This is a genomic window from Rhodopseudomonas pseudopalustris, from assembly GCF_900110435.1.
Classification (GTDB): domain Bacteria; phylum Pseudomonadota; class Alphaproteobacteria; order Rhizobiales; family Xanthobacteraceae; genus Rhodopseudomonas; species Rhodopseudomonas pseudopalustris.
Map to the genome: position 1 here is coordinate 508,342 of NZ_FODT01000001.1, position 24,050 is coordinate 532,391.

General features: G+C 65.8%; 23 protein-coding genes. 11 read left to right on the top strand and 12 right to left on the bottom strand.

The features are described 5' to 3' along the window. Nucleotides 1–146: 146 nt before the first annotated feature. Nucleotides 147–2,309, top strand: coding sequence for a transglycosylase domain-containing protein (locus BMY71_RS02400; protein ID WP_011500557.1), 2,163 nt, complete (start codon nucleotides 147–149; stop codon nucleotides 2,307–2,309). Between the two features lie 328 nt (nucleotides 2,310–2,637). Here the strand turns inward: BMY71_RS02400 and BMY71_RS02405 are convergent, their stop codons facing one another. Together BMY71_RS02405 and BMY71_RS02410 are read right to left on the bottom strand one after the other, a co-directional pair. Next, on the bottom strand, nucleotides 2,638–3,474 hold the full coding sequence (locus tag BMY71_RS02405) for a M48 family metallopeptidase (protein WP_092681460.1): 837 nt from the start codon (nucleotides 3,472–3,474) through the stop codon (nucleotides 2,638–2,640). 256 nt (nucleotides 3,475–3,730) lie between these two features. Further along, nucleotides 3,731–5,056, bottom strand: coding sequence for a polyhydroxyalkanoate depolymerase (locus tag BMY71_RS02410; protein ID WP_092681462.1), 1,326 nt, complete (start codon nucleotides 5,054–5,056; stop codon nucleotides 3,731–3,733). A gap of 589 nt (nucleotides 5,057–5,645) precedes the next feature. On the opposite strand from BMY71_RS02410, the gene BMY71_RS02415 reads away from it, so the two are divergent. Continuing rightward, nucleotides 5,646–6,401: a methyltransferase domain-containing protein gene (locus BMY71_RS02415; RefSeq protein WP_092681464.1), complete on the top strand. Its 756-nt coding sequence runs from the start codon at nucleotides 5,646–5,648 to the stop codon at nucleotides 6,399–6,401. A gap of 49 nt (nucleotides 6,402–6,450) precedes the next feature. On the opposite strand, the gene BMY71_RS02420 is transcribed toward BMY71_RS02415, so the two are convergent. Together BMY71_RS02420 and BMY71_RS02425 are read right to left on the bottom strand one after the other, a co-directional pair. Next, complete coding sequence (locus BMY71_RS02420; RefSeq protein WP_011500561.1) at nucleotides 6,451–7,281, bottom strand: ABC transporter permease; 831 nt, start codon at nucleotides 7,279–7,281, stop codon at nucleotides 6,451–6,453. Further along, nucleotides 7,278–8,072 (bottom strand): ABC transporter ATP-binding protein, encoded by a 795-nt coding sequence (locus tag BMY71_RS02425; protein ID WP_092681725.1) that lies wholly within the window; start codon nucleotides 8,070–8,072, stop codon nucleotides 7,278–7,280. Before BMY71_RS02425 ends, BMY71_RS02420 begins: the two co-directional genes overlap by 4 nt. Nucleotides 8,073–8,181: 109 nt before the next feature. On the opposite strand from BMY71_RS02425, the gene BMY71_RS02430 reads away from it, so the two are divergent. Together BMY71_RS02430 and BMY71_RS02435 are read left to right on the top strand one after the other, a co-directional pair. Then, a complete protein-coding gene (locus tag BMY71_RS02430) occupies nucleotides 8,182–9,504 on the top strand; it encodes an ActS/PrrB/RegB family redox-sensitive histidine kinase (RefSeq protein WP_011500563.1) in 1,323 nt (440 codons plus the stop codon). Nucleotides 9,505–9,606: 102 nt separating this feature from the next. Further along, entirely contained in the window at nucleotides 9,607–10,161 is a 555-nt protein-coding gene (locus tag BMY71_RS02435; protein WP_011500564.1) for an ActR/PrrA/RegA family redox response regulator transcription factor, read from the top strand. 189 nt (nucleotides 10,162–10,350) lie between these two features. On the opposite strand, the gene BMY71_RS02440 is transcribed toward BMY71_RS02435, so the two are convergent. After that, nucleotides 10,351–10,830: an MmcB family DNA repair protein gene (locus tag BMY71_RS02440; RefSeq protein WP_011500565.1), complete on the bottom strand. Its 480-nt coding sequence runs from the start codon at nucleotides 10,828–10,830 to the stop codon at nucleotides 10,351–10,353. Between the two features lie 151 nt (nucleotides 10,831–10,981). On the opposite strand from BMY71_RS02440, the gene BMY71_RS02445 reads away from it, so the two are divergent. The 3 genes from BMY71_RS02445 (at nucleotide 10,982) to BMY71_RS02455 (ending at nucleotide 14,446) form a co-directional block, all read left to right on the top strand. After that, entirely contained in the window at nucleotides 10,982–12,100 is a 1,119-nt protein-coding gene (locus BMY71_RS02445; protein WP_092681466.1) for a vWA domain-containing protein, read from the top strand. A 218-nt stretch (nucleotides 12,101–12,318) separates the two neighbouring features. Further along, nucleotides 12,319–12,987, top strand: a complete 669-nt coding sequence (locus BMY71_RS02450; RefSeq protein ID WP_092681468.1) for an MBL fold metallo-hydrolase — start codon at nucleotides 12,319–12,321, stop codon at nucleotides 12,985–12,987. A gap of 469 nt (nucleotides 12,988–13,456) precedes the next feature. Further along, nucleotides 13,457–14,446, top strand: a complete 990-nt coding sequence (locus tag BMY71_RS02455) for an AraC family transcriptional regulator (RefSeq protein WP_011500568.1) — start codon at nucleotides 13,457–13,459, stop codon at nucleotides 14,444–14,446. 107 nt (nucleotides 14,447–14,553) lie between these two features. Here the strand turns inward: BMY71_RS02455 and BMY71_RS02460 are convergent, their stop codons facing one another. The 6 genes from BMY71_RS02460 to BMY71_RS02485 form a co-directional block, all read right to left on the bottom strand. Beyond that, nucleotides 14,554–14,973, bottom strand: a complete 420-nt coding sequence (locus tag BMY71_RS02460) for a DUF1236 domain-containing protein (RefSeq protein WP_092681470.1) — start codon at nucleotides 14,971–14,973, stop codon at nucleotides 14,554–14,556. A 229-nt stretch (nucleotides 14,974–15,202) separates the two neighbouring features. Continuing rightward, complete coding sequence (locus tag BMY71_RS02465; protein WP_092681727.1) at nucleotides 15,203–16,387, bottom strand: extracellular catalytic domain type 1 short-chain-length polyhydroxyalkanoate depolymerase; 1,185 nt, start codon at nucleotides 16,385–16,387, stop codon at nucleotides 15,203–15,205. 214 nt (nucleotides 16,388–16,601) lie between these two features. After that, nucleotides 16,602–16,847, bottom strand: a complete 246-nt coding sequence (locus BMY71_RS02470; RefSeq protein ID WP_092681472.1) for a hypothetical protein — start codon at nucleotides 16,845–16,847, stop codon at nucleotides 16,602–16,604. A gap of 115 nt (nucleotides 16,848–16,962) precedes the next feature. After that, nucleotides 16,963–18,351, bottom strand: a complete 1,389-nt coding sequence (gene chrA / locus BMY71_RS02475; RefSeq protein WP_092681474.1) for a chromate efflux transporter — start codon at nucleotides 18,349–18,351, stop codon at nucleotides 16,963–16,965. Beyond that, a complete protein-coding gene (locus BMY71_RS02480) occupies nucleotides 18,348–18,959 on the bottom strand; it encodes a hypothetical protein (RefSeq protein WP_139202588.1) in 612 nt (203 codons plus the stop codon). The genes chrA and BMY71_RS02480 overlap by 4 nt, the downstream gene beginning before the upstream one ends. A gap of 210 nt (nucleotides 18,960–19,169) precedes the next feature. After that, nucleotides 19,170–19,493, bottom strand: a complete 324-nt coding sequence (locus tag BMY71_RS02485) for a YARHG domain-containing protein (RefSeq protein WP_175557591.1) — start codon at nucleotides 19,491–19,493, stop codon at nucleotides 19,170–19,172. Between the two features lie 262 nt (nucleotides 19,494–19,755). Between BMY71_RS02485 and BMY71_RS02490 the strand changes: the two genes are divergently transcribed. Genes BMY71_RS02490 through BMY71_RS02500 form a run of 3 tightly spaced genes read left to right on the top strand, consistent with a single transcriptional unit; the run spans nucleotide 19,756 to nucleotide 21,268 of the window. After that, entirely contained in the window at nucleotides 19,756–20,217 is a 462-nt protein-coding gene (locus tag BMY71_RS02490; RefSeq protein ID WP_092681478.1) for a DUF2269 family protein, read from the top strand. 32 nt (nucleotides 20,218–20,249) lie between these two features. Continuing rightward, nucleotides 20,250–20,723, top strand: coding sequence for a DUF2867 domain-containing protein (locus tag BMY71_RS02495; protein ID WP_092681480.1), 474 nt, complete (start codon nucleotides 20,250–20,252; stop codon nucleotides 20,721–20,723). Nucleotides 20,724–20,764: 41 nt separating this feature from the next. Beyond that, nucleotides 20,765–21,268 carry a hypothetical protein gene (locus tag BMY71_RS02500; protein ID WP_244525969.1) on the top strand — a complete coding sequence of 168 codons (504 nt, stop codon included), beginning with the start codon at nucleotides 20,765–20,767 and terminating at the stop codon, nucleotides 21,266–21,268. A gap of 73 nt (nucleotides 21,269–21,341) precedes the next feature. On the opposite strand, the gene BMY71_RS02505 is transcribed toward BMY71_RS02500, so the two are convergent. Continuing rightward, complete coding sequence (locus tag BMY71_RS02505) at nucleotides 21,342–22,457, bottom strand: FUSC family protein (protein WP_011500578.1); 1,116 nt, start codon at nucleotides 22,455–22,457, stop codon at nucleotides 21,342–21,344. 168 nt (nucleotides 22,458–22,625) lie between these two features. Here BMY71_RS02505 and BMY71_RS02510 point away from each other — a divergent pair, with 168 nt between their 5' ends. Then, entirely contained in the window at nucleotides 22,626–23,999 is a 1,374-nt protein-coding gene (locus BMY71_RS02510; RefSeq protein WP_092681484.1) for an MmgE/PrpD family protein, read from the top strand. Nucleotides 24,000–24,050 lie beyond the last annotated feature (51 nt).

Consider the following 24,050-nt stretch of genomic DNA (forward strand, 5'->3'; position numbering starts at 1 on the left):
CGGCTGCAAAGGCCGTTTGAGATGCCTCAAACGCGGCGCTATTGACGACAATCGCCGGCACGATGGAACCCGGCTTTAACCATCGCTTTACCGGGCTTTAAACCCGGTCCGCTACGGTCGCGCATCGGTCGGCGTGAGCGTTGCGGATGGCGTTGGGCAAGAAGAAAGCCGGCGAACGGCGGGAGCCGAAATTCGGCTTTGCTGAATCGCTCGCCCATTTGCGCCTCGGACCGCAGGACCGGGTCAGCGTCGCGGACGATGACAGGCCGAAAAAACCCAAGGCTCAGGCCGGCAAATCCGGCGGCGGCGGGCGCGGCAAGTCCCGCGGCAAATCGCGTAAAAAGGGCGGCCTGCGCAGCCTCGTGACCCGGACAGTATACTGGACCGCGGTCGCCGGCATCTGGGCGGTGCTGGCGGTGGTCGGAATCATGGTCTGGGTGGGCGCGCATCTGCCGCCGATCCAGTCGCTGGAAATCCCCAAGCGCCCGCCGACCATCACCATCGTGGGCGCAGACGGCAGCCAGCTTGCGGTGCGCGGCGAGATGGCCGGCACCAATGTGTCGCTGAAGGATCTGCCGCCTTATCTGCCGAAGGCGTTCATCGCGATCGAGGACCGGCGGTTCTATTCGCATTTCGGCGTCGACCCCATGGGCATCGCGCGCGCCGCGGTCGCCAACGTCATGCATCGCGGCGTGTCGCAGGGCGGCTCGACCCTGACCCAGCAGCTCGCCAAGAACCTGTTCCTGACCCAGGACCGCACCCTGACGCGCAAGCTGCAGGAGGTCGAACTGGCGCTGTGGCTGGAGCGCAAGCACGCCAAGGCCGAGATTCTCGAACTGTATCTCAACCGGGTGTATTTCGGCTCCGGCGCTTATGGGGTCGAAGCCGCGGCGCGGAAATATTTCGGCAAATCGGCGAAGGAGGTCTCGCTGGTCGAGGCGGCGATGCTCGCGGGCCTCGTCAAATCGCCGTCGCGGCTGGCGCCGAACCGCAATCCCGAGGGCGCCGAAAAGCGCGCCCAGCTCGTCCTCGCCGCGATGGCGGAGGCCGATTTCATCACCGACAAGCAGGCCCGGGCCGCGATCGCCAATCCGGTCTACACGGTGGCGCCGACCGGCGCCGGCACCCTCAATTACGTCGCCGACTGGATCGGCGAGGTGCTCGACGATCTGGTCGGGCAGATCGATCAGTCGATCGTGGTCGAGACGTCGATCGATCCGAAGCTGCAGACCGAAGCCGAAGCCGCGATCATCGACGAACTCGCGGCCAAGAGCGTGAAGTTCAAAGTCTCGCAGGGCGCGCTGGTGGCGATGACGCCGGACGGCGCGGTGCGGGCGATGATCGGCGGCCGGAACTACGCCGACAGCCAGTTCAACCGCGCCGTCACCGCCAAGCGGCAGCCGGGCTCGGCGTTCAAGCCGTTCGTGTATCTCACCGCGATCGAGGCCGGGTTGACGCCGGACACGATCCGGCAGGACGCGCCGCTCGACCTCAAGGGCTGGCGGCCCGAGAACTATACGCATGAGTATTTCGGCGCCGTGACGCTGACGCAGGGGTTGGCGATGTCGCTCAACACCGTCGCGGTGCGGCTCGGGCTCGAAGTCGGGCCGAAGAACGTGGTGCGCACCGCGCATCGCCTCGGCATCGCCTCGAAGCTCGACGCCAATCCGTCGATCGCGCTCGGCACCTCGGAAGTCTCGCTGGCCGAACTGGTCGGCGCCTATGCGCCGTTCGCCAATGGCGGACTGATGGCGTCGCCGCATGTCGTCACCCGGATTCGCACCGCGAGCGGCAACAAGCTGCTTTATGCGCGGCCGAGCGATCCGCCGAGCCGCGTCGTCGATGCCCGCGCGGTGGCGATGATGAACACCATGATGCAGGAGACGCTGCAATCGGGCACCGGGCGCAAGGCCGATCTGCCGGGCTGGAGCGCCGCCGGCAAGACCGGCACCAGCCAGGATTTCCGCGACGCCTGGTTCATCGGCTACACCTCGACGCTGATCACCGGGGTCTGGCTTGGCAATGACGACAACTCGCCGACCAAGAAGGCGACCGGCGGCGGCCTGCCAGTCGACGTCTGGACCCGCTTCATGCGCGCGGCCCTGCAGGGCGCCGCGCCACAACCGCTGCCGGGCGGCTGGGTCGAAGCGCCGGCGACGATCGCTCAGTCGGGACCGCGCGGCGAAACACAGGTCATGAACGTCGCGCCTCCGAGCGGACGCGCTCCCCAACCGACCCGAGCCAACGTGCGCCCCGAAGCGGACACCGGGTTGGATGGCTGGCTGATGGATCGGCTGTTCGGACGGTAGGCCAAGCTGCGAGCGACCCGCGAAAGGCGTTCGCTCAGGTCGCAGAACACGTCATCGCTGTTCAACCGGCATGATTCCCGACACTTCGGACCGGGATGATTGTCGACAGTTTTTGGTCCGCGTGTTCCGGTGCGTAGCACAGCCCGTCTCGGGGCGAAGCGCAGCGGCGGTTGCGCCGCCCACTCCAAGACCACACCAAGAACAGAAGCACGGCGCCCGCGCCGGCCGCGGCAGGGCTCCCTCTCCCGCTTGCGGGGGAGGGCTGGGGTGGGGGAAGCCGCGGGCAATGCGCTCGCGTGTCACCGAGAACGCAGATCGCGCGCGCAGCTCAGTCGCTGATGCCGTAGCGGTGCAGGTCGTTGCCGTGGGTATCGAGCCAGGTCTTGGCGCGCTCCATATGCGGGCAGACCTTGCCGACCACCCGCCAGAACCGGGCGGAGTGGTTCATCTCGACGAGGTGGGCAACTTCGTGCGCGGCCAGATAGTCGAGCACATAAGGCGGCGCGAGGATCAGCCGCCACGAGAACGACAACGATCCCGCCGAGGTGCACGAGCCCCACCGGCTCGACTGGTCGCGGATCGACAGCCGCGTCACCTTGACGCCGAGTTCTGGGGCATAGCGATCGCAGGCCTTCTGCAGATCGTGACGGGCCTCGCGCTTGAGGAAATCGTGGACGCGCCGATCAATGTGCTCGGCGTCGCCGGCGACGCAAATGATCCGTTCGCCGGAATCGCGGGTCTCGGTCCATACCGTGCCGCGGCCGGTGCGATGAACGATCTTGTGGTCGTGACCTCGCAGCGGCACGAGCGTACCGGGCTGGAACGGCGCCGCCTTCGGCAGACGCCCGAGACGCGCCGCGATCCACGCGCCATGGCGCTGCGCGAAGTCCTTGGCGTCGGTGAGCGTGCCGCGCGGCGGCATCGTCAGGATCGCTTCACGATCGCTCGGATGAATCCGCAGCGTGTAGCGCGTCGCACGGCGATGGCGCCTGATGCGAACGGCGAAAAACTGCGAGCCGTGACGAACGGCGATGGTCGACGGCTCGGTCGGCCGTCGATAGAGAAGTGCGCGGAAGGCCATTTCTGCAGATCCGGACAACAGGAGGTGCCCTGGAGTCTGCCATATCCGCCGCCATTGGAAGCGCTCGGCGCAAAAACAAATCATTTGCCCAATATACAGGGTGATCGCGCTTCGATCCCCCTAGTGGATGGGCCTCGGAACCTGATTTTTTAGCGAATTTAGATTCAAATTTATTACTTGAATCGTGACTCAGTACTCATTCGTTGGGAACCCGGTGAATCCGGATTCCCACAATCCCTATAGCGACTGACTGATTGCGCTTCCTTTTGATTCAACAACGCAAACCAGCATCGCCGCGATGACGATCCCCAATCCGCGATGATGATCGCGGCGTGACGAGTTACTCCGCAGCGGTCGCGCGCGCGCCGCTCGCCGACGACAGCATGAAATCCGAAATACGCGGCACGATTTCCGAACGGAACCGCGAGCCGTTGAACACGCCGTAATGTCCGACGCCCTTCTGCACGTAGTGCACGCGTCGCTCGTCCGGAATCGAAGTGCACAGCGTATGCGTCGCTTCGGTCTGTCCGAGACCGGAGATGTCGTCGTTCTCGCCTTCGACGGTCATCAGCGCGACGCGCTTGATCTTCGACGGCTCGACCAGCTTGCCGCGATGGGTCATCTCGCCCTTCGGCAATGCGTGCTTCACGAACACCAGATCGACGGTCTGCAGGTAGAACTCCGCAGTCAGGTCCATCACCGCGAGATATTCATCGTAGAATTCGCGGTGCTTGTCGGCGAGGTCGCCGTCGCCCTGGACCAGATGATTGAACAGGTTCTTGTGCGCGTCCATGTGGCGATCGAGATTCATGCTGATGAAGCCGTTGAGCTGCAGGAATCCCGGATAGACGTCGCGCATCACGCCCGGATGCGGGAACGGCACCTTGGTGATGACGTGGGAGCGGAACCAGTCGATGCCCTTTTCGGCGGCGAGGTTGTTGACCGATGTCGGATTGCGCCGGGTGTCGATCGGACCGCCCATCAGCGTCATCGACAGCGGCACGAACGGATCGTCGTTGGCCTCCATCACCGACACCGCGGCGAGCACCGGCACCGACGGCTGGCACACGGCGACGACGTGGACGTTCCCGCCCAGCGTCTGCAGCATCTCGATGACGTAATCGACATAATCGTCGAGATCGAACCGGCCGGCGGCGACCGGCACCATCCGGGCGTCGGTCCAGTCGGTGATGTAGACCTCGTGGGTCGGCAGGAAAGCTTCCACCGTGCCGCGCAGCAGCGTCGCGTAGTGGCCCGACATCGGCGCCACGATCAGCACCCGCGGCTGCGGATGGCGCAGCGGGTGTTCCAGCTTGCGTTCGAAATACAGCAGGCGGCAGAACGGCTTTTCCCAGACGTTGTGGATTTCGATCGGCACGCGCATGCCGTTGACCTCGGTGTCGTCGAGGCCCCATTCCGGCTTGCCGTAACGGCGCGTGGTGCGCTCGAACACTTCGCAGGCGGCGGCGATCGATTTGCCCAGATCGGTGTGGGACCAGGGATTCAGCGGGTTCTTGAACATCAACCGCGCCGCATCCGACATCGCCCGCGCCGGATTGAGCGAGGCATGGGCGAGTTCGTAGAACCAGTACATCGGCGTGGTCATCGCCGGACTAACTTCCGCCGGCATCTCCGGCGGACGACCAAATTCACCAATCACCGGCATAGTATTTGTCCCTTGGGCTCTTCTTGCGCCGCAACATAGTGGCTGCTGAGTAGGGGTGCGTCAATCCGTACATCGAATGATCGGCCTGAACTTTGACCCTGATCACTAAAATGTAGTGATGATCGGCGTTTCTCCGCGGCGCCGAGCACTGGCGGCGAGCCCGAAAACGCCAGCACAACCCGCCACCTGCAGCATGATCCCTAAGAGGGGACACCGGTTTTCGGAGAACGCCATGCGCAAACTAGCTGCTCGCCTCCATTGAACATTACGGCCGTTGTTGCGTCGAAGAAGTCTCTTACGATACAGATCCCGCCATGACGAACACGCCCGCTCGGCGATGCCCGCTACACGCCCGACAAGCAGGCCCTCGCCGCTTCGCACGTCGCTTCGCCAAGGCGTTGCGACCGTCAGAGCCTCCCAGGATCACGGCTTCGCCAAGCCGCACCGCACGCGCCCGGCCTCGATCGAGCGCCAGCCGCCTTGCGTAGTAGCGCCTCCCAGGGTCGCCGCGCCGACCCGCGCGCGATCGGCGATGATCTCTTTGCCGGCCGCGCGCCTTCCATTCACCCTGTCGTTCCAAGGGCAAGACATGCACAATCGGTACGGAAAACTCGCGTCCTGGGTCTACAATCTGGACAAGCCGGTCGGCCGGTCATTCGGCGACGTGGAATTTTATCGGCAACGTCTGGAAGACGTTGACGGCCCCGTGCTGGAGCCCGCCGTCGGCAACGGCCGGATTCTCGTCCCGCTGCTCGAAGCCGGCCTCCGGATCGAAGGCTTCGATGCCTCCGATGAGATGCTCGGCTATTGCCGCGATGAGTGCGGGAAACGCCATCTCTCCGCGGGCTTGACCCGGCAGAGGTTCGACGATTTCTCCTACGACACGCGTTTCGCCGCGATCATCATGCCGGCAGGATCGTTTCAGTTGATCACCGACGCAGCTTCGGCTGCCGCCGTGCTGAAGCGATTCCATGATCATTTGGCTCCGCAAGGGAGATTGATCATCGACCTCGATCCGATCGGCGGCTTCCTCGGCGCTTCCGGCTCGATTCGTTCGTGGGCGACCGACGACGGCGACCTGCTGACCTTGACCGATCATCGGGTCGAAACCGACTTCATCGCGCAGACGACGCTGTCCCACCTTCGCTATGAGCATTGGCAGGACGGCAGCCTGACCCGAACCGAGCTCGATCTGTTCAAGCTGCGCTGGTGGGGCGTCAACGAGTTTTCGCTCGCGTTGCAGGCTGCCGGCTTCAGCGACGTTCAGGTCTCGGGCAATTACCAGCACGGACGCGCGCCGCAACCGGGCGACGACATCATCAGCTTCGAGGCGCGCCGGGCATAAACGCCTTCGCCCTCACCATGAACCGGCGCTGACGCCCGCCGCGAACGCCCTATTCGCCGGTCTGGATCAATGATCCGTGCCGGCGCGCGCTGTTCAGCATCACCAGGAAGCTGATGAAGGCGGCGGCGAACAGCACTGCGTTGAGCCCCAGCGACCACAGCATCAGGTCGACGCGGAACTGATGCTCCATCAGCAGCGCGCGCATCCCCTCGAACACATAGGTCGGCGGCAGCGTCCAGGCGACCAGTTGCAGCCAATGCGGCAGCACCGACACCGGATAGTACACGCAAGCGAGCGGCATCACGCCGAACATCAGCGTCCAGACGATGCTCTCGGCGCCGAGCCCGTTGCGCAGCACCAGCCCCGATACGAAGATGCCGAGCGCCCAGCTGGTGAAGATCAGGTTGCAGAAGAATGCAATCAACGGAAGCCCGAAGCCGAGCAGATTGAAATCGAAGAAGATCATCGCCAGCAGCGTCATCGGCACGATGCCGATCGCCAGCCGGATCAGGCTCATGATCATCAGCGACGCCAGGAATTCGATCGGCTTCAGCGGGCTCATCATCAGGTTGCCGAGGTTGCGCGCCCACATCTCCTCGAGGAACGAGATCGAAAAGCCGAGCTGACCGCGGAACAGGATGTCCCACAGGATCACCGCGCCGATCAGCGTGCCGCCGGCGCGGGCGAAGAACCCGGCGTTCTGCGCGATGTAGCTCTGCAGAAATCCCCAGGTGATGATCTGCAGCGCCGGCCAGTACACAAGTTCCAGCAACCGCGGCCACGACGACAGCAGCAGGTACCAATAGCGCAACACCATCGCTTCGATCCGGTGCCAGGCGATGCCGTGACCGAGTTCGAGGCTGTTGATCAGGCTTCTCATCGGCCGCTCCCGGCGGCGCGGCCGCGGGCGACGTCGAGAAACACCTCTTCGAGCGTCGCGCGGTTGTAGCGCGCCATGATCGCCGAGGGGCTGTCGTCGTCCTCGATCCGGCCGCGCTTCATGATGATCACGCGGTCGCACAGCCGCTCGACCTCGAGCATATTGTGCGAGGCGAGCAGGATCGAGGCGCCGTGCTGCTTGCGATAGGTTTCGAGATGCGAGCGGATCCAGTCGGCGGTGTCGGGATCGAGCGAGGCGGTCGGCTCGTCGAGCAGCAGCAGTTCGGGACGGTTGATCAGCGCCTTGGCCAGCGCGACGCGAGTCTTCTGCCCCGCCGAGAGCTTGCCGCTGGCGCGATCGAGGAATTCGCCGAGGTCGAGATCGGCGGCAAGTTCGGCGATCCGCCCGGGCAGATCCTTCACCGCATAGAGCTTGCCGAACACAATGAGATTCTGCCGCACCGTCAGCCGCGACGGCATGTCGACGTAAGGGCTCTCGAAATTGATCCGGCCGAGCACATCGGCGCGACGTTCCGGCATCTCATGGCCGAGCACCCGGACGCGGCCCGAGCTCGGCAGCACCAGCCCCATGATCATGGATATCGTGGTGGTCTTGCCGGCGCCGTTGCCGCCGAGCAGCCCGGTGATGCTGGCGCGCGGGACGCGGAACGAGATATCGTCGACCGCGCGCGTGGTCTTGTAGACCTTGACCAGATGCGCGACTTCGATCGCCGCGGCGGCAGGCGCGTCGGTTGCGGGCGGTGCGGGCCTTGATGCGATCTCGAGGGTCATGACAGCGGCTTTTCTGACGATTGCGGCGGGACTGCGCAAGCCGTTGCGGCGGACGTCCGCGACCTCGGCGTGAATTGTGAACGCACGCGACGGCTTGTAGTGTCCATCCATGTCCGACGATCAGAATTCTTCCGATTTCCGCCATCCGCGCCGCCACGTCCGGCTCGACACCATTCTCCGGCTGCGCTGGCTCGCGGCGCTGGGCCAGATCTCCGCGATCTTCATCGTCGCCCAGGGCCTCGAATTCGACTTCGCGGTGCTGCCCTGCCTCGCCATCGTCGCCGCCTCGGCGGTGGTCAATCTCGGGCTGCAGATCGCTTTCAATCCGATGCAGCGGATGGAACCGATCTATGCGGCGCTGCTGCTGGCGCTGAACATCGCCGAGCTCGCGGGCCTGCTGTATTTCACCGGCGGCCTGCAGAACCCGTTCGCGTTCCTGTTCCTCGGCCCGGTGCTGATCGCCGCCACCGCGCTGCCGACCCGGTTTACGATTTCGCTCGGCATCCTCGCCGCCAGTTGCGCGGCGCTGCTCGGCTACGCCCACCAGCCGCTGCCCTGGGCCGGCGAAGAAGCGGTCCAGCTGCCGGAGATCTATTTGATCGGGGTCTGGCTCTCGATCCTGCTCGCGATCGGCGTCACCAGCGTCTACACCTTCCAGGTCACCGAAGAGGCGCGCAAGCTCGCCGATGCGCTGTCGGCGACCGAGCTGGTGCTGGAACGCGAGCAGCATCTCACCCAGATCGACGGGATGGCCGCCGCCGCCGCGCACGAACTCGGCACGCCGCTGTCGACCATCTTCCTGATCTCGCGCGAACTCGAGAAGTCGGCGCCGCCGGAGATGGTCGGCGATCTGCGGACGTTGCGCGAACAGGCGCAGCGCTGCCGCGAAATCCTCGCCAAGATCTCGCACCTCAACGCCGCCGGCGCGCCGTTCGACCAGATGCCGCTCTCGACGCTGATCGAGGAGGCCGTGGCCCCGCACCGCGATTTCGGCGTCGCGATCAAAATCCGCGTCGCGGTCTCCGGCGTCAGCGAGCCGGTGGTGATGCGCAACCCGGCGATCCTCTACGGAATCGGCAATATTCTGGAGAATGCGGTCGATTTCGCCCGCGAGACGGTCGAGGTGAACGCCTGGTGGAATGCCGACACCGTCCAGATCATGATCTCGGACGACGGCCCGGGCATCAAACCGGACCTCTTGAAGCGGATCGGCGAGCCCTATCTGTCCCGCCGCCGGCACCCCGACGACGCCCACACCGAACGGTCCGGGCTCGGCTTGGGCGTGTTCATCGCTCGTACGCTGCTGGAGCGGACCGGCGCCAAAGTGTCGTTTCGCAACAAGCTGTTTCCCGACCACGGCGCCGTGGTCCAGCTCACCTGGCCCCGCAACCGTTTCGAAAATTCGGAAATCCCCGCCGTCGCAGAGGCTTGAGGTCGGTTTGAGGGGCGCGCGGTCCGGTCGCAGGCCGCCCCCTTGGCAGCGCGGCGCCCGGTCGCCATATCTTACGCGTCGACGCTCAGGAGATCCCGCGCCGTGAACGCCATTCCCGAATTGAACGACTTGACCGATCGCTCGCTGCTGATCGTGGAGGACGACAAGCCGTTCCTCGAGCGGCTATCGCGGGCGATGGAGACCCGCGGCTTCGCCGTGACGTCCTGCGACAGCGTGTCCAGCGGCCTCGCCCAGATCGGCAAGGCGGCCCCGGCCTTCGCGGTGGTCGATTTGCGGCTCGGCGACGGTAACGGCCTCGATGTGGTCTCGGCGCTGAAGCGCGAGCGCCCCGATGCGCGCGCCATCGTGCTGACCGGCTACGGCAACATCGCCACCGCGGTCACCGCGGTAAAGATGGGCGCGGTCGACTATCTGTCGAAGCCGGCGGATGCCGACGACGTCGTCGCCGCCCTGCTGGCGAGCGGCACCGAGAAATCCGAACTGCCGAACAATCCGATGTCGGCCGACCGCGTGCGCTGGGAGCACATTCAGCGGATCTACGAGATGTGCAACCGCAACGTCTCGGAAACCGCGCGCCGCCTCAACATGCACCGCCGCACCCTGCAGCGAATTCTGGCCAAGCGCGCGCCGCGCTGAGGCGATCGCTTCAACCTCTCCCCTGGCAGGGCGCAACCTCTCCCGCTTGCGGGGAAGGTCGGATCGCGCCAGCGATCCGGGTGGGGGAAAGCATCTCCGAACAACGCCGGCTCACTGCTCGGGTCGCCCTCTCCCCAGCCCTCTCCCGCGAGCGGGAGAGGGGCGCGCGCTGCGGCGCTCGGAAATGCCTTACCCGTCCCCAAAACCCTGCGGATCGCTCAAACGGTTGAGCCGCTGCGCCGCGGCGAGCGCGAAGCGCAGCATCATCAGCTTGCGGGTCGGCGCGGGCAATTTGTGCTCGGGCGCCTCGCAATGCATGTGCGCGCCATAGCCGTCGGCGACGATCAGTCCGGTATCGGCGGGAAAGATCTCGCACGGCAGATCCTGCGTGAAGGCGAAGAACAGCCGGTCGCAATGCGCGCGATAGTCCGGCCATTTCTGATCCGCGCGAAGATCCTCCACCGACGATTTGATCTCGACGATCCAGATCTCGCCGCGCTCATTGAGCGCCACCAGATCGGCGCGGCGTCCCGACGGCAGCGGCAATTCGCTGACGCAGGCGAATCCCAGCGAGCGCAGCAGCCGGCTGGCGCCGCGCGCCACTTTCAGGGCGGTTTCCGACTGCCGCAGATCCGGCGGCAAAACCATGTGAACGGCATTCGATTCCATCGCGACCAAGTCTAGCCGATTTCGACGCGGGTCCCCAAGCGGCTCCGCGCGCGAAATCCGGCCGCAGAATCATCGCCGCAAACGCCGCAATCGGCGACGCGCGGCGATGCCTTGAAACGCGGGCTCTGGCGGGGCAGTTGGAGACGATCGAATGAAAAGCATCACAATGTTACGGGCGCTGGCCTTCGCGGCGCTGATCGCGCCGCTGGCGATCCCCTCCGCCGCGCGCGCGCGGCCGGCGGTCGAGGTCGCCTTCGTGCTCGACACCACCGGGTCGATGAGCGGATTGATCGAAGGCGCCAAGCGCAAGATCTGGTCGATCGCGACCGCGATCGTCGACAGCAATCCGGGCGCCGATATCCGGATGGGGCTGGTGGCGTATCGCGACATCGGCGACGACTACGTCACCCGCAACGTCGAGCTGACGCCTGATATTCAGGATCTCTACGCGCGGCTGCTCGAATTGCAGGCGCGCGGCGGCGGCGACTGGCCGGAGAGCGTCAACGAGGCGCTCGACGTCGCAGTCAACAAGCTGCGCTGGAGCAAGGACGGCGACACCCGCCGCATCGTGTTCCTGGTCGGCGACGCGCCGCCGCATATGGACTACGCTCAGGACACCAAATATCCGACCACGTTGTCGGTGGCGCGGCAGAAGGACATCATCGTCAACGCGGTGCAGGCGGGTGCTGCGCGCGACACCGAACGGGTGTGGCACGAGATCGCCGACGGCGGTCGCGGCCGCTACATCCCGATCCCGCAGGACGGCGGCCAGATCGTGGTGATCGAGACGCCCTACGACCAGGATATCATCATCCTGCAGAACCGGATCAATGGCACCGTGATCCCCTACGGCCCGGCGCCGTTGCAGAAGCGCACCGAGGAGCAGACCCGGCAATTGTCGAAGGTTGCAGCCGCAGCGCCGGCCGCGGCCTCCGACATGGCGAGCTACATCAACAAGCGGGCCCGCACCTCGTCGGAGGCCGTCACCGGCGGCGGCGATCTCGTCAGCGACGTGATGGCCGGGCGGCAGAAACTCGATCAGGTCAAGGACGAGGAACTGCCCGACAACCTGCGCGCCCTGCCGGCGGAGCAGCGCACCGCCAAAATCGAAGCTGAAATGAACCAACGCAAGGCGCTGAACGAGAAACTCGCCACGCTGGTGAAACAACGCGACGCCTATCTGTTTGCCCAGCGCGACAAGCAGCCCAAACAAGCCTCATCCTTCGACCGCGAAGTCGAAGCGACGCTGAAGGCGCAGCTGAAGCGGTAGCGCCGCCGGAGGCGCAGTGCACTGACCGCGCCTTCCTCAACCAACGTCGTCCCCGCGAAAGCGGGGACCCAGTATCCCCGAGCGTCCGCGGCAGTTCACGACAGCTCCAACGGGCGCCCTGGATACTGGATCGCCCGGTCGAGCCGGGCGATGACGGGGGTGGAGTTTGTGGCCCCCGCGATTTTGACTTGGCCATTCCGGCAGGGCATTGTCGGGGCATGAGCACGCAATCCGACACCAAAACCAAAGCCGGCGCGGCGATCATTCCGGTCACGCCGTTTCAGCAGAACTGCACATTGTTGTGGTGCGAGGCCACCCGCAAGGCGGTGGTGGTCGATCCCGGCGGAGACGTCCCGGAGATTCTGGCTGCGATCGAGAAGACCGGCGTCAGCGTCGAGAAAATCTGGCTGACCCACGGTCATATCGATCACGTCGGCGGCGCCGCCGAACTGAGCGACGCTCTCGGGGTTCAGATCGAAGGTCCGCATCGGGACGACCTTTTCCTGCTGGAAAACGTCGTCAATAGCGGCCGCAGCTTCGGCATCGGCGGCGTCCGCGACGTCACCCCGGATCGCTGGCTCGACCACGGCGACAGCGTCAGCGTCGGCGAACTGACTTTCCAGATTCTGCACTGCCCCGGCCATTCGCCGGGCAGCGTGGTGTTCTTCAACGATGCGATCCGGTTCGCGCTGGTCGGCGACGTGCTGTTCGCGGGCTCGGTCGGCCGCACCGACCTGCCCGGCGGCAACCATGCGACGCTGATCAGTTCGATCACCGACAGGCTGCTGCCGCTCGGCGACGACGTCGGCTTCATCTGCGGCCACGGCGCGGGCTCGAGCTTCGGTCAGGAACGCCTGACCAATCCGTTCCTGAACGGCGCAATGTAACGCCTCGGCGACGCTAGGCTTTTCCGGTTCTGATAGAATCAGAACCGGAGCTCTAACTTTCTGTTCTGACGCGTTTTCTTCACGCAAACCGGTACCCACTTCGCTCGAAGACGCTATAGGCGTGATCGGCGCCTGGCGTCATCGGAGCTTGGCGTTCGCTCTCGGGTCTTTGCGACCTCTTCATAACAAATCAGTTCGCACCGCGAACCACTGCGCCATCCGAACCTTTGGTTCGCGGCTGCGGCTGCGTTTGTGACGTAGTCGACCTCGGCGCCAGACAGACAACCGCTCAGAACTGTGCAATTCAGCACAGATCAGGGCAATAGACGCCGGATGACGCCCGACATATCATCTGTTTCTGATATTTTATTATCCAATGAGCTAAACGAATTATCAGTTCTGATCTGTTATCAGTTTCGACAACGTACGACAGATCCGAACGATCTTTCGGCAAGAGGCGGTAGTCGGGATGACAGTCGAGCTCCTCAGCGAACCTCTCAGCGAATTCCGCGCATTGGATACGTCCGACCCTGTCGAGCTCGCGCAGGCGCTGTGGACGGTCTACGGCGTCCGCCATTTCGAAGCGCCCCCCGCGGGACACTTCCGCATCCGCGGTAATTTCATACAACTCCAGGACATCGCGCTCGGCTTCACCTCCGGCCACGCGCCCTTGACCGTCGACTTTCCCGAGGCCGATTTCGCGCGCTTGCAAATCGGGCTGGCGGGTCAAGCGAGCACCCGCAGCGCGGGCGTCACGACGGCGGTCGACAGCCGGCAGGGCTGCATCACCTCGCCGGGGCGCACGGCCCGCACCGAGTTCGGCGAGACCTACGAGCAGCTGCTGCTCCGGGTGAAGAATGGCGCGCTCGAGCGCAAGCTCAGCGCCCTGCTCGGCACCAAGCCGAAGCGCACGATCGAATTCGAGCCGGCGGCGACCAACGATTTGCCACAGGCGGCCAATCTGCGCCGCATGATCGCGTTCGTAAGCAGCCAGATCAATTCGCCGTCGGCGCCGTTGCCGGCCCTGGTCCTCGCCGAATTGCAGGACGCCATTACGCTGCTGTTGCTGTCCACCTACCGGCATAATTTCAGCCGATTCCTCGAAGCTGACTCGCCAACCGCCGCGCCAAAACATGTTCGCAAGATCGAGGAGTACATCGAGGCGAACTGGATGAAGCCGATCACCATCGAAACCTTGGTCGATCTCACCGGTATCAGCGCGCGCGGCGTCTTCAAGACGTTCCAGCGCAATCGCGGCTATTCGCCGATGGCTTTCGCCAAGCAGGTTCGGCTGCAACACGCCCGCGCAATGCTGACCCAGGGGCGAACGCAAACCACCGTGACGGCTGCCGCCTTCGCCTGCGGCTTCGCCAATCTCGGCCACTTCGCCAAGGACTATCGCGAATTGTTCGGAGAGCGCCCCTCGGAAACGCTCGGGCGATCCAGCACGTCGCTCTGACGTGACATCGGTATCGGCCGGCAAGACGAAGCGGGCCGCCCGATAGGGGCGACCCGCGCGCTTGGTCGATATCGTCGTCAGGCTTTACGCGGTGACGCGACGATCCGTTACTCGATGATCTCGACGATTCGACGGGTGCGCGGCTCGACCAGAACGGTGCGGCCGTTGACCACCGTGTAGCGATAATCGCGCGCTGCGCTGAACTGATCCGGAACCTCGTAGTACGTCACGCCGTCGGCAGGCAACACGGCGCCGACGCGAACGTCTTCGCGATAGGAGTAGGACGGACGGCGCTGATCGACCACATAGCTGCGGAAGCGCGGACGATCGTCGACGCCGAGGATGCCGGCGACTCCGCCAACGACACCGCCGATGGTAGCCCCGACGACCGCACCGACCGGACCGGCCGCGCGCTCGCCCTCACGCGCGCCGCGCTCGACGCCACCCGGGACGCCCTGGGCGTTGACGATTGAAGGCGTGGCAAGTGACAGAACGACGACAGCGGCGCCGGCAAAACGATTCATCATGATTAAACTCCAATTCGGGAAAGGTGCATGACAAGTCGCCGCGGGGGAATCAGTTCCGCCGAAGAGGCAGCCCCCGATCTCGCAGCTCCGATGAATGGAGTTTCAACTGTCGACGCCTTCGAGCACGCGGTAGCCCTGATCCGCACCGTTCCGACGGAAACTCCGCCGCTGCCGCCGTTCGGAACCGTCGGCCGGCCTCGGCCGGCTTCCTTGCGACACCCGGCAGTGATTACTTCATCAATCCGGCCGCCGTCAGCGCGCGGGTGATCACCGCGTTGACGTCGAAGCCGCGGCGACGATCGCGTGGCGGTTCCTGAGTCCGGCGCGCGCCGGCTGCAGCGCGCGGTTTGGATTGGCCGGCCTTCGGCTCGGCAGCGGCAGCAGCCGCGGCGCGATCGGGTCTGGCTGCGGGTTGGCGCACCGATTTCGGCTGATGAACCTGTGCGGTGAGGCCGAAGAATTCGGCGATGTGAAACGACGACGAAATCCCCGTTTCGAGCAGATACGCGCCGGCGACGCCGAAATGCTCATCATTGGCGCGGCCGAGCGGCGTGCCATGCGCCATGTCGGTGATGGTGTAGGACTCCACCGCCGTTTCGCCGCTGGAGTTCCACCAGATCCGGTGCGGGAAGCCATCGATCTTGCGCTGCGCCATCGGCGCCTCCGGCAAGCCGTGCAGATCCAGCCATTGTCTCACCAGCGCGTCGGCATTGCCGGAATCGACGGTGCGATCGGCGCTGCCGTGCCAAACCGACAGTTTCGGCCAGGGTCCGCGATGCGACGATGCCTGGCGCACGAGATCGCCGAGCTGATGCGCGGAATGCGGCGACGCATGACGCATCTCCTTCAGCGCCTGCCGCACCGTGCCGGCGACCCCGTAGGGCAAGCCGGCGATCACCGCGCCGCCGGCGAACACGTCCGGATAGGTCGCGAGCATCGCCGCGGTCATCGCCCCGCCGGCCGACAGCCCGGTCACGAAGATCCTTGCCCGGTCGATCTGATGGGTCCGCGCGAGGTGCTCGACCATCTGCCGGATCGAGCCGGCTTCGCCATGGCCGCGCCGGATGTCGTCGGGGACAAACCAGTTGAAGCACAGATTGGGATTGTTGGCCCGCGTCTGCTCGGGCATCAGCAGCGCAAAGCCGTAGCGCTCCGCCAGCGTCGACCAGCCGGCGCCGACATCGTAGCCGGTGGCGGTCTGGGTGCAGCCATGCAGAACGACCACAAGGGGAATGCGCTGCGACAATCCCTCGGGGATGAACGACAGCATCCGCAGCTGTCCCGGATTGTCGCCGAAATCGGTGGTCTCGGTCAGCGGGCTGGCATCGCCGGCGCCGGAGCCAGCGCCCAAGCTACTGAGACCGTTGAATTTTCGGAGATGGGCGAGGAAGTCGATGGTATTTTTAAGGGACACGGCAGCTCCTGATCCTTCAGCCCGGTTGAGCGGCATATAGTTGTTGCACTGCAATATGAAATGGGCCGGGCGGTATTTTGGATTCTGCTGCGCCCATGCCGCGCTGACATCGATCAGGACAGCCCTCGTCCGGAGCCGGGACCAAGCCACACGCAAAAAAGCCTGCGCGCCGATCAGCGCGCAGGAAGCGAGGAAGCAGCCGATCGGAGATCGCTTACTTCTCCATATTGTTCATCTTGTCGGACTTCATGCTCTTCTTGGTGGCCTTGGCCTTCGAGCTCTTGGACATGCCGGTGGTGGTCTTCTTCATCCCGGGGTCGGACATCCCGCCCTTCGACATGCCGTCGTTCATCTTCATCGAATCCTGCGGTGCGGGACCGGTGGTCTGGGCGGCCGCCTGACCGATCGGCAGGCCGCCGATCGCGGCCGAGCAAATCGCGGCGAGAACAATCTTCTTCATCTCACGCTCCTTTTGCGTTGAACGTGACTTAACGACGCATCGAGATGGAATGTTCCTGTCGCAGGTGCGCAATCGTACGGTTCGTCCGCCCGCGAGATTCAAACGCGCCCGACCATCAAAGCGCACCGAGGAAATGCAGCGCAAACCCCGCGGATGCGCAGATCAGCAGCACCGTCGCGGTGCCCATCCTGAAACCGAACACCGCCACGATCGCGAGTGCCGACAGCAACGCCGCCGATGGGTTGATGCTCGACAGCACCGGCAGCTCCAAAGTGAGTCCCGCCACCGACAGCTTCCGCACCTCGCGGAAGATGGTGTGAATGGCGAACCAGAGCGCGAGGTTGAGCATGACGCCGACCACCGCCGCGGTGATCGCTGCGAGCGCCGCCGACAGCGCCGCATTGCCGCGCAGCCGTTCGACATAGGGCGCGCCGAGAAAGATCCAGAGGAAGCACGGCGCGAAGGTGACCCAGGTGGTGAGCAGACCGCCGAGCGCGCCTGCGACCAGCGGCGGCAGCGCGCCCGGCATTCGAAACGCCGCAACGAAGCCGACGAATTGCAACACCATGATCAGCGGCCCGGGCGTGGTCTCCGCCATGCCGAGTCCATCGAGCATCTCGCCGGGCTTGAGCCAGCCATAGTGATCGACGGCGAGTTGCGCCACATAAGCGAGCACCGCATAGGCGCCGCCGAATGTCACCAGCGCCATCTTGGAGAAGAACACCGCGAGCTGACTGAAGACATTGTCAGGGCCGAGCCCGATCAGCAGCGCCGCGACCGGCGTCAGCCACAGCACCAGCCACACCAGCGCAACGCGCAGCGCTCCGCCCGGCGTGCCGCCGGCCGCCGTCACCGCGTCGACCCGAGCGCCGTGATCATGGCTCGCGACCGCCGCCGTCGATGATGTCGGCGAACTGAAGCCTGCGAGGCCGGCGCGGCTGCCGATCCAGCCGATCAGGCCCGCGCCGAGCACGATCAGCGGAAACGGCACGTCGAACACGAAGATCGCCAGCAGTGCGAGGGCGGCGAGCGCGCGCATCGCACTGGTCTTCAGTGCGCGGGCGCCGACCCGCGACACCGCCTGCAGCACGATCGCCAGCACCGCCGCCTTCAGGCCGAAGAACAACGCCGCGACGATGCCGAGCTGGCCGAACGACACGTAGATGACGCTGAGCGCCATGATCGCGAGCGCGCCCGGCAGGATGAACAATCCGCCGGCGATCAGCCCGCCCCGCGTGCCGTGCATCAGCCAGCCGAGATAGGTGGCGAGCTGCTGCGCCTCCGGCCCGGGCAGCAACATGCAGTAGTTGAGCGCATGGAGAAACCGCTCCTCGGAGACCCAGCGCTTTTCGTCGACCACGATCCGATGCATCACCGCGATCTGGCCGGCCGGGCCGCCGAACGACAGCAGCGCGATCTTCGCCCAAGCGGAGGTGGCCTCCGCAAGCGAGACGCCGGGAGCGGCCGAATCGGTCGTGCGTGGCTGCGAAGCGCTACTGCTCAAGCGCTCGTCGCCGTGCTGCGCCGGCCGGGCTCTGCCGCGAGCGTCTGATCGATCACGCAGATGCTGACCTCGCACATCGCGACCGAGACGAGGTCGCCGCCGCGCTGGAACTCTCCGGCCAGCGCCGCAAGCTGCGTCTGCAACAGCCGCAGCGTCTGCATCGGGACGATGACGTGGGTCGGGCCGATGGCGGCGAGCCGTGCCCGCAGTCGGCGCAACTCGGCGTCGGCCTCCGCCAAACGCGATTCGGCGCGCGCGATCCGCCCGGTCAGGTCGGCTCGCTCGACGGCGAAGCTGTGCTGGGCGCAGACGAACTTGTCCTGCAGATCGGCCAGCGCCTCCGCATGAGGCGCCAATTCCTGCCGGGCCGCCATCGCCTCGGCTTCGGCGCGACGGCGCAGCGCCAGATTGTCGGCGTTATCAGCGGTTTGCTGGTGCAGCAACGCCTCGGTCTGGCGGACGCGATCGATCAGTTCGTCGATCAGGCCGGCGGCGTGGCGCAGATAGCTGGCGCTCTGGCCGACCGCGACCAGCTCGGAAAACCGCCGCAGGAATTTCGCGGTGTCCTGTTCGCTCGGAGATTCGGGCAGCAACTGGGGTCTGCTCATGCAGATCGCCGGGCAAGTGCGAGAGGGAGAACGCGGCGGACGCGCGACTCAGCGTAGCGTCAAGCTAACAACGAAGTGATGCAGCCTCAACGATCTCCTTCCCGGCACAGCACGTCCGCTGTTTTCCGGCGGCGACTTCGAATCATCCATCACGACGGCCGTACAGCCCAAGTGCCCAGGACAGGCTCAAGCGCTCAAGTGCTCAATTGCTCAATTGCAGCCGAATCGTCGCTCCATCGCTTTGATCTCGGCGATCCGGTCGCGGACGTTGACCGACAGAGGCACGTCGCCCTCGTAGTCATACGAGCAGCCGCGATTGCCGAAATAGCCGATCGCGCGCGACGTCTTGAAGCAGTAGCCGGCCTCCTTGTAGTAGCTGTTGCGCTCCACCCATAGCGCCTGACAGCTCTGGGCGCTGACCGGCGAGGTCGTCACGCCGGCGCCGGCGATCACCAGGCACGCAACGGCGATCAAGCGCGACCGCAAGATGAGCCCGGGCAAGCCGGCCCGGTCGGGTGCGGATCTGCTGGCCATCGTCATCGTCCTTTCCGTTTGCTGGTTCGTCGACCGGCGCAGCCACGCGCGGCCTCCGGAAGGCTGAGACGGCGGCGGTCGCCGATCCTTGATCGGGAACAATTCGTGGGGAACAGGAAAACCGGCGTGTCCGGTCGGGTGACCAAGGTCGATTTGACAATCGCCCGGAAAACCCCGAGCAAAACCCGCCCATCGCGAATGGTGGCCCGGCCGCGCCGGCGCTGCCGGCTGACCCGGACCGGAGTGAGTTGTGTCTGACACGATGTACGACGTCTTCAAATTCCTCCACGTTGTCGGCGTGGTCGTGCTGGTCGGCAACGTCACGATCACCGCGTTCTGGAAGGCCTTCTCCGATCTCACCCGCGATCCGAAGATCGTCGCCCACGCCCAGCGCGGCGTCACCGTGTCGGATCTCATCTTCACCTTGCTCGGCATCGTGCTGGTGATGGTCGGCGGCTATGGCGCGGCGATCGTCAAGGACGTCCCGCTGTTTTCCTCGTTCTGGCTGGTCGCCGGGCAGATCCTGTTCGCCATCTCCGGAATGATGTGGCTCGGCATCCTGGTCCCGCTGCAGATCCGGCAGGCGCGGCTCGCCCGCAGCTTCGCCGACGGCAGCGAAATCCCGGAGCGCTACTGGCGCGACACCCGGACCTGGCTGATCTGGGGCATCATCGCCACGGTGCCGCTGGTCGCCGCGATCTTCGTGATGGTGGTGAAGTTCTGACGGCCCAGGCCGCTGGCGGAAAGGGATTCCCGATGCCCGTCGAACAGATCGCGCCCGTGGTCGATCGCGAGGCGCTGCTGCCCGGCGCGCAATTCATCGACGCCTACAGCGTCACGATCGGCGACAATGCGCTCGACGCCCGCGAGGCCGCGACCCGGATGGTCGAGCACGGGCCGCGCTGGATCGGCACGCTGATGCGGCTGCGCAATATCGTGGTGACGCCGTTCGGACTGAAGACCCCGGCGCCCGGCGGATCGGCGCGCGGCGACCGCATCGGCTCCTTTCCGGTGCTGAGCGAAACCCCGACCCGGATCGTCGCCGGCTTCGACGACAGCCATCTCGACTTCCGTATCGTGGTCGATGTCGTGGACGGCGCGGCCGGCCGCCGCGTCATCGCCTCGACATTGGTGCTGACACATAATCGGCTCGGCCGGACCTATCTGGCGGCCATCATGCCGTTTCACCGCCTCGTGGTGCGCGCGATGCTCGGTCGGGTTGCGCAATGAAGCGGCGGCGGAACTTCGGGGGACGCCGACGGTTGCCGAAGGTGGACGGCGAAACCAACCATAACGGCGGCCTGTCCGCCCCGGACGAGAAGACGGCGGCGCTGGCGCGCGCCTTCGACAGCGCGTGGGAACGGTTCATCGCGACCGAGGGCGCCGAAGCCGACACCGATGCCAACCGCAAACGGCTGGCGTCGAAGATCGTGGCGCTGTCGCGCGCCGGCGAGGCCGATGAAGACAGGCTGGCGCAGTCCGGCTTGATCCATCTGTCGGTGCTGGCCGAGGCCGCGCGTCTCGGCAGCCAGCCGCCAGCGCCCATTGACGGAATCGGCACATCACAGCAGGCGACGCACGCGCAGGCGTTCAGCCCGCAGACCGTCGCGGCGATGTCGGCGGCGCTCGAGCAATGCGTCGAAACGCTGCCGCTGCAGACGCCGTCGAGCGCACTGCAATTCCTGTCCGCTCGAATTCTCGAACAGGCCTCGCGCGGCGAGCAGGATCCGGAGCGGCTCAGCCGCCACGCGCTGGAAGCCCTGCGCAACCGCTGAGCCGCCCTATGATCGCGATCGCGCGCAGCAGGCGCCGGTTCGCGTCAGGACATCAGGAGAACAAGCCGGAGCTTCAGACTGCGGCAGGCGTCTCGACAACGGGGCGGGCCGCCCATTCCGCCACCCGCATTTCGAGGTCGCGGAAATTCTGGGTCAACTGCTCCATCGCAAAACCGAGCGCGAAGAACCGCTCCGCCTGCTCGCCGGACAGATCGCGCGTCAGCCCGTCTTGGCGCACCGTCTGGACTTCGGCCGCATAGGCGTCGAGCGCCGACGACACCGCCCGCAGCGGCGGCGGCGCGCGGCGATCGCGCAGCGCCGAAGCGCTGGCCGCCAGATGCAGCGTCGCGGCGGCCCGGAACGAATCGAGGCACGGGCCGAGCCGTTGCTGCAACGGCGGCGGCAACGGCGCAGCAACGGCGCGGCCGACCATCACCAGATCGTGCCGAAGCCGGAGCAGGGTGCGGATCAGCGGCGCCATCTGCGGTCCGCGCGACAGGCCGGTGGCGCGCTCATGCTCGGCCTCGTCGCCGATCTCGTTGAGCGTCACCAAAGCGGCGCCGATGCCGTCCTGCAGCCGGTGCAGCGCGTCGTTGTCGAGGCCGCGAATCAGGCCGGCGAGCAATTCGCCGAGCGCGACCGCCATCAGATCGAGCGCCTGCGCAGCGGCGCCGAGCGCCTGCGCCTGCGCCCGCGACGGCAGCACCAGGAACGACACCAGCAGACCGACCAGGGCGCCGACCGTGACTTCCAGCACCCGGTCGATCGCCGAATCCAGCGGCGACACCTGCGTCATGGTCGGCACCAGCAGCACGATGATCGCGGTGACGGTGGCGACGTTGAGGTTCGGCTTGATCGCCGACAGCAGCGCCAGCGGCGCCACCGCCAGCGCCAGCACGCCGAGCAGCGCGAGTTCGCTGGAATGCGGCACCAGAATGGTGATGGCGCCGCCATAGATCGCGCCGCCGATGGTCCCGACCAGATAATCGAACGCGATCTTGACCGACCGGCCGACGCTGAGCTGGGTGACGATGATCGCGGTCAGCACCGCCCAGAGCGGCAGCCGCAGATGCAGCGCCTGCGCCGCCGCGAGCGCCAGCAGCGCGCCGAGCGTGATGCGCAGCGCCAGCCCCCATTGCGGCCGGCGCGGTCGCCAATGTGCGGGATATCGAGACCAGAAGCGCTTCATGAGGGTGATCGGAATCGGTTGTTTCGATGGATGTCGTTGGACGTCGCACAGAGCATAGCGGCGGTTGCGGTGCAAATCGGGCACGACCGCATCCCCGCTTTGCAGCCGCACGGCTTGAACGACACCTGTTCCCCGCCTAGTTTGCCGCGCAAAATAACTGGAGCCCCCATGGCCAACGAAACCGCCACGCTCGCCGGCTACGTCGCCGCGCTTCGCTTCGAGGATATTCCGCAGGACGTGCTGGCGCGGGCCAAGGTGCTGACCCTCGATTTCCTCGGCAGCGCGATCCGCGCCCGCCGCGAGGCCGAATCGACGCCGTCGCTGCTGGCGATGCTGCAGGCTTTGTCGCTCGACGGCGACGGCGCGGCCACGGTGTTCGGCGACGCCAAGCGCTGGACTCCCGCGATGGCGGCGCTGCTCAACGGCGCGCTCGGCCATTCGCTGGATTTCGACGACACCCATGCGGATTCCTCGCTGCATCCGTCGGCGCCGGTGGTGCCCGCCGCCTTCGCGGTCGGCGAACTGGTCGGCGCATCGGGCCGCGAGGTGCTCACCGCGATCGTCGCCGGCTATGAAGTGTGCTGCCGGCTCGGCAATGCGCTCGACCCGACCTCGCATTATGCGCGCGGCTTCCACCCGACCGCCACCGCCGGCGCCTATGGCGCGGCGGCCGCGGCGGCCAAGCTGTTCGGCCTGACCCAGGACCAGATCGTCGCAGCGTTCGGCGTCTCCGGCAGCCAGGCCGCCGGCTCGCTGCAATTCCTGGTCAATGGCGCCTGGAACAAGCGCTATCAGGTCGGCGCTGCGGCGATGAACGGCGTGATCGCAGCGACGCTGGCGAAGAACGATTTCATCGGCGCGACCGAATCCGTCGAGGGCATTCACGGCCTCTTGGTCGGCTACACCGACACGCCGCATCATGACAAAGCGGTCGCCGATCTCGGCCGCGTCTACGAGACCATGAAGATCGGCGTGAAGCCGTATCCGAGCTGCCGCTACACCCACGCCGCGATCGATGCGCTGATCGCGATGCGCCGCGAACACAATCTGACGCCGGACCAGGTCAGGCGCGTCGAAATCGGGCTGCATCGCAACGGCATCACCCTGACCGGCGACGCCGCGACCAAGCGGCATCCGTCGTCGATCGTCGGCGGCCAGTTCTCGATGTTCTTCACCGGCGCGCTCGCGCTCGAGCAGGGCAGCTTCGGCTGGGACGATTACACGCGGCTCGGCGATCCGGCGATCGACGCCCTCGCCGACAGATTCGACGTGGTCCAGGACGCCCGGCTCGAAGGCAAGACCCACCCGTTCGGCGCGCGCGTCTCGATCACCACCGACGACGGCGTCCACGAACGGATCTATGCCGATCCATCCGGCGAACCGAACGCGTTCCCGACCGATCAGGCGATGGCGCAGAAGTTCCTGCAGCTCGCCCGCCCGGTGCTCGACGGCCGCGCGCAACAATTCGCGGATGCGATCCTGACGCTGGAGCGGTTCGATCGGGTGGCGACCGCAACGGCGCTTGGCCAACCCGCAAGCTGAGGTATTGACTTACTTCTTTTCGGGAGTAGCTATGGCCCCTGGCGGCAACAC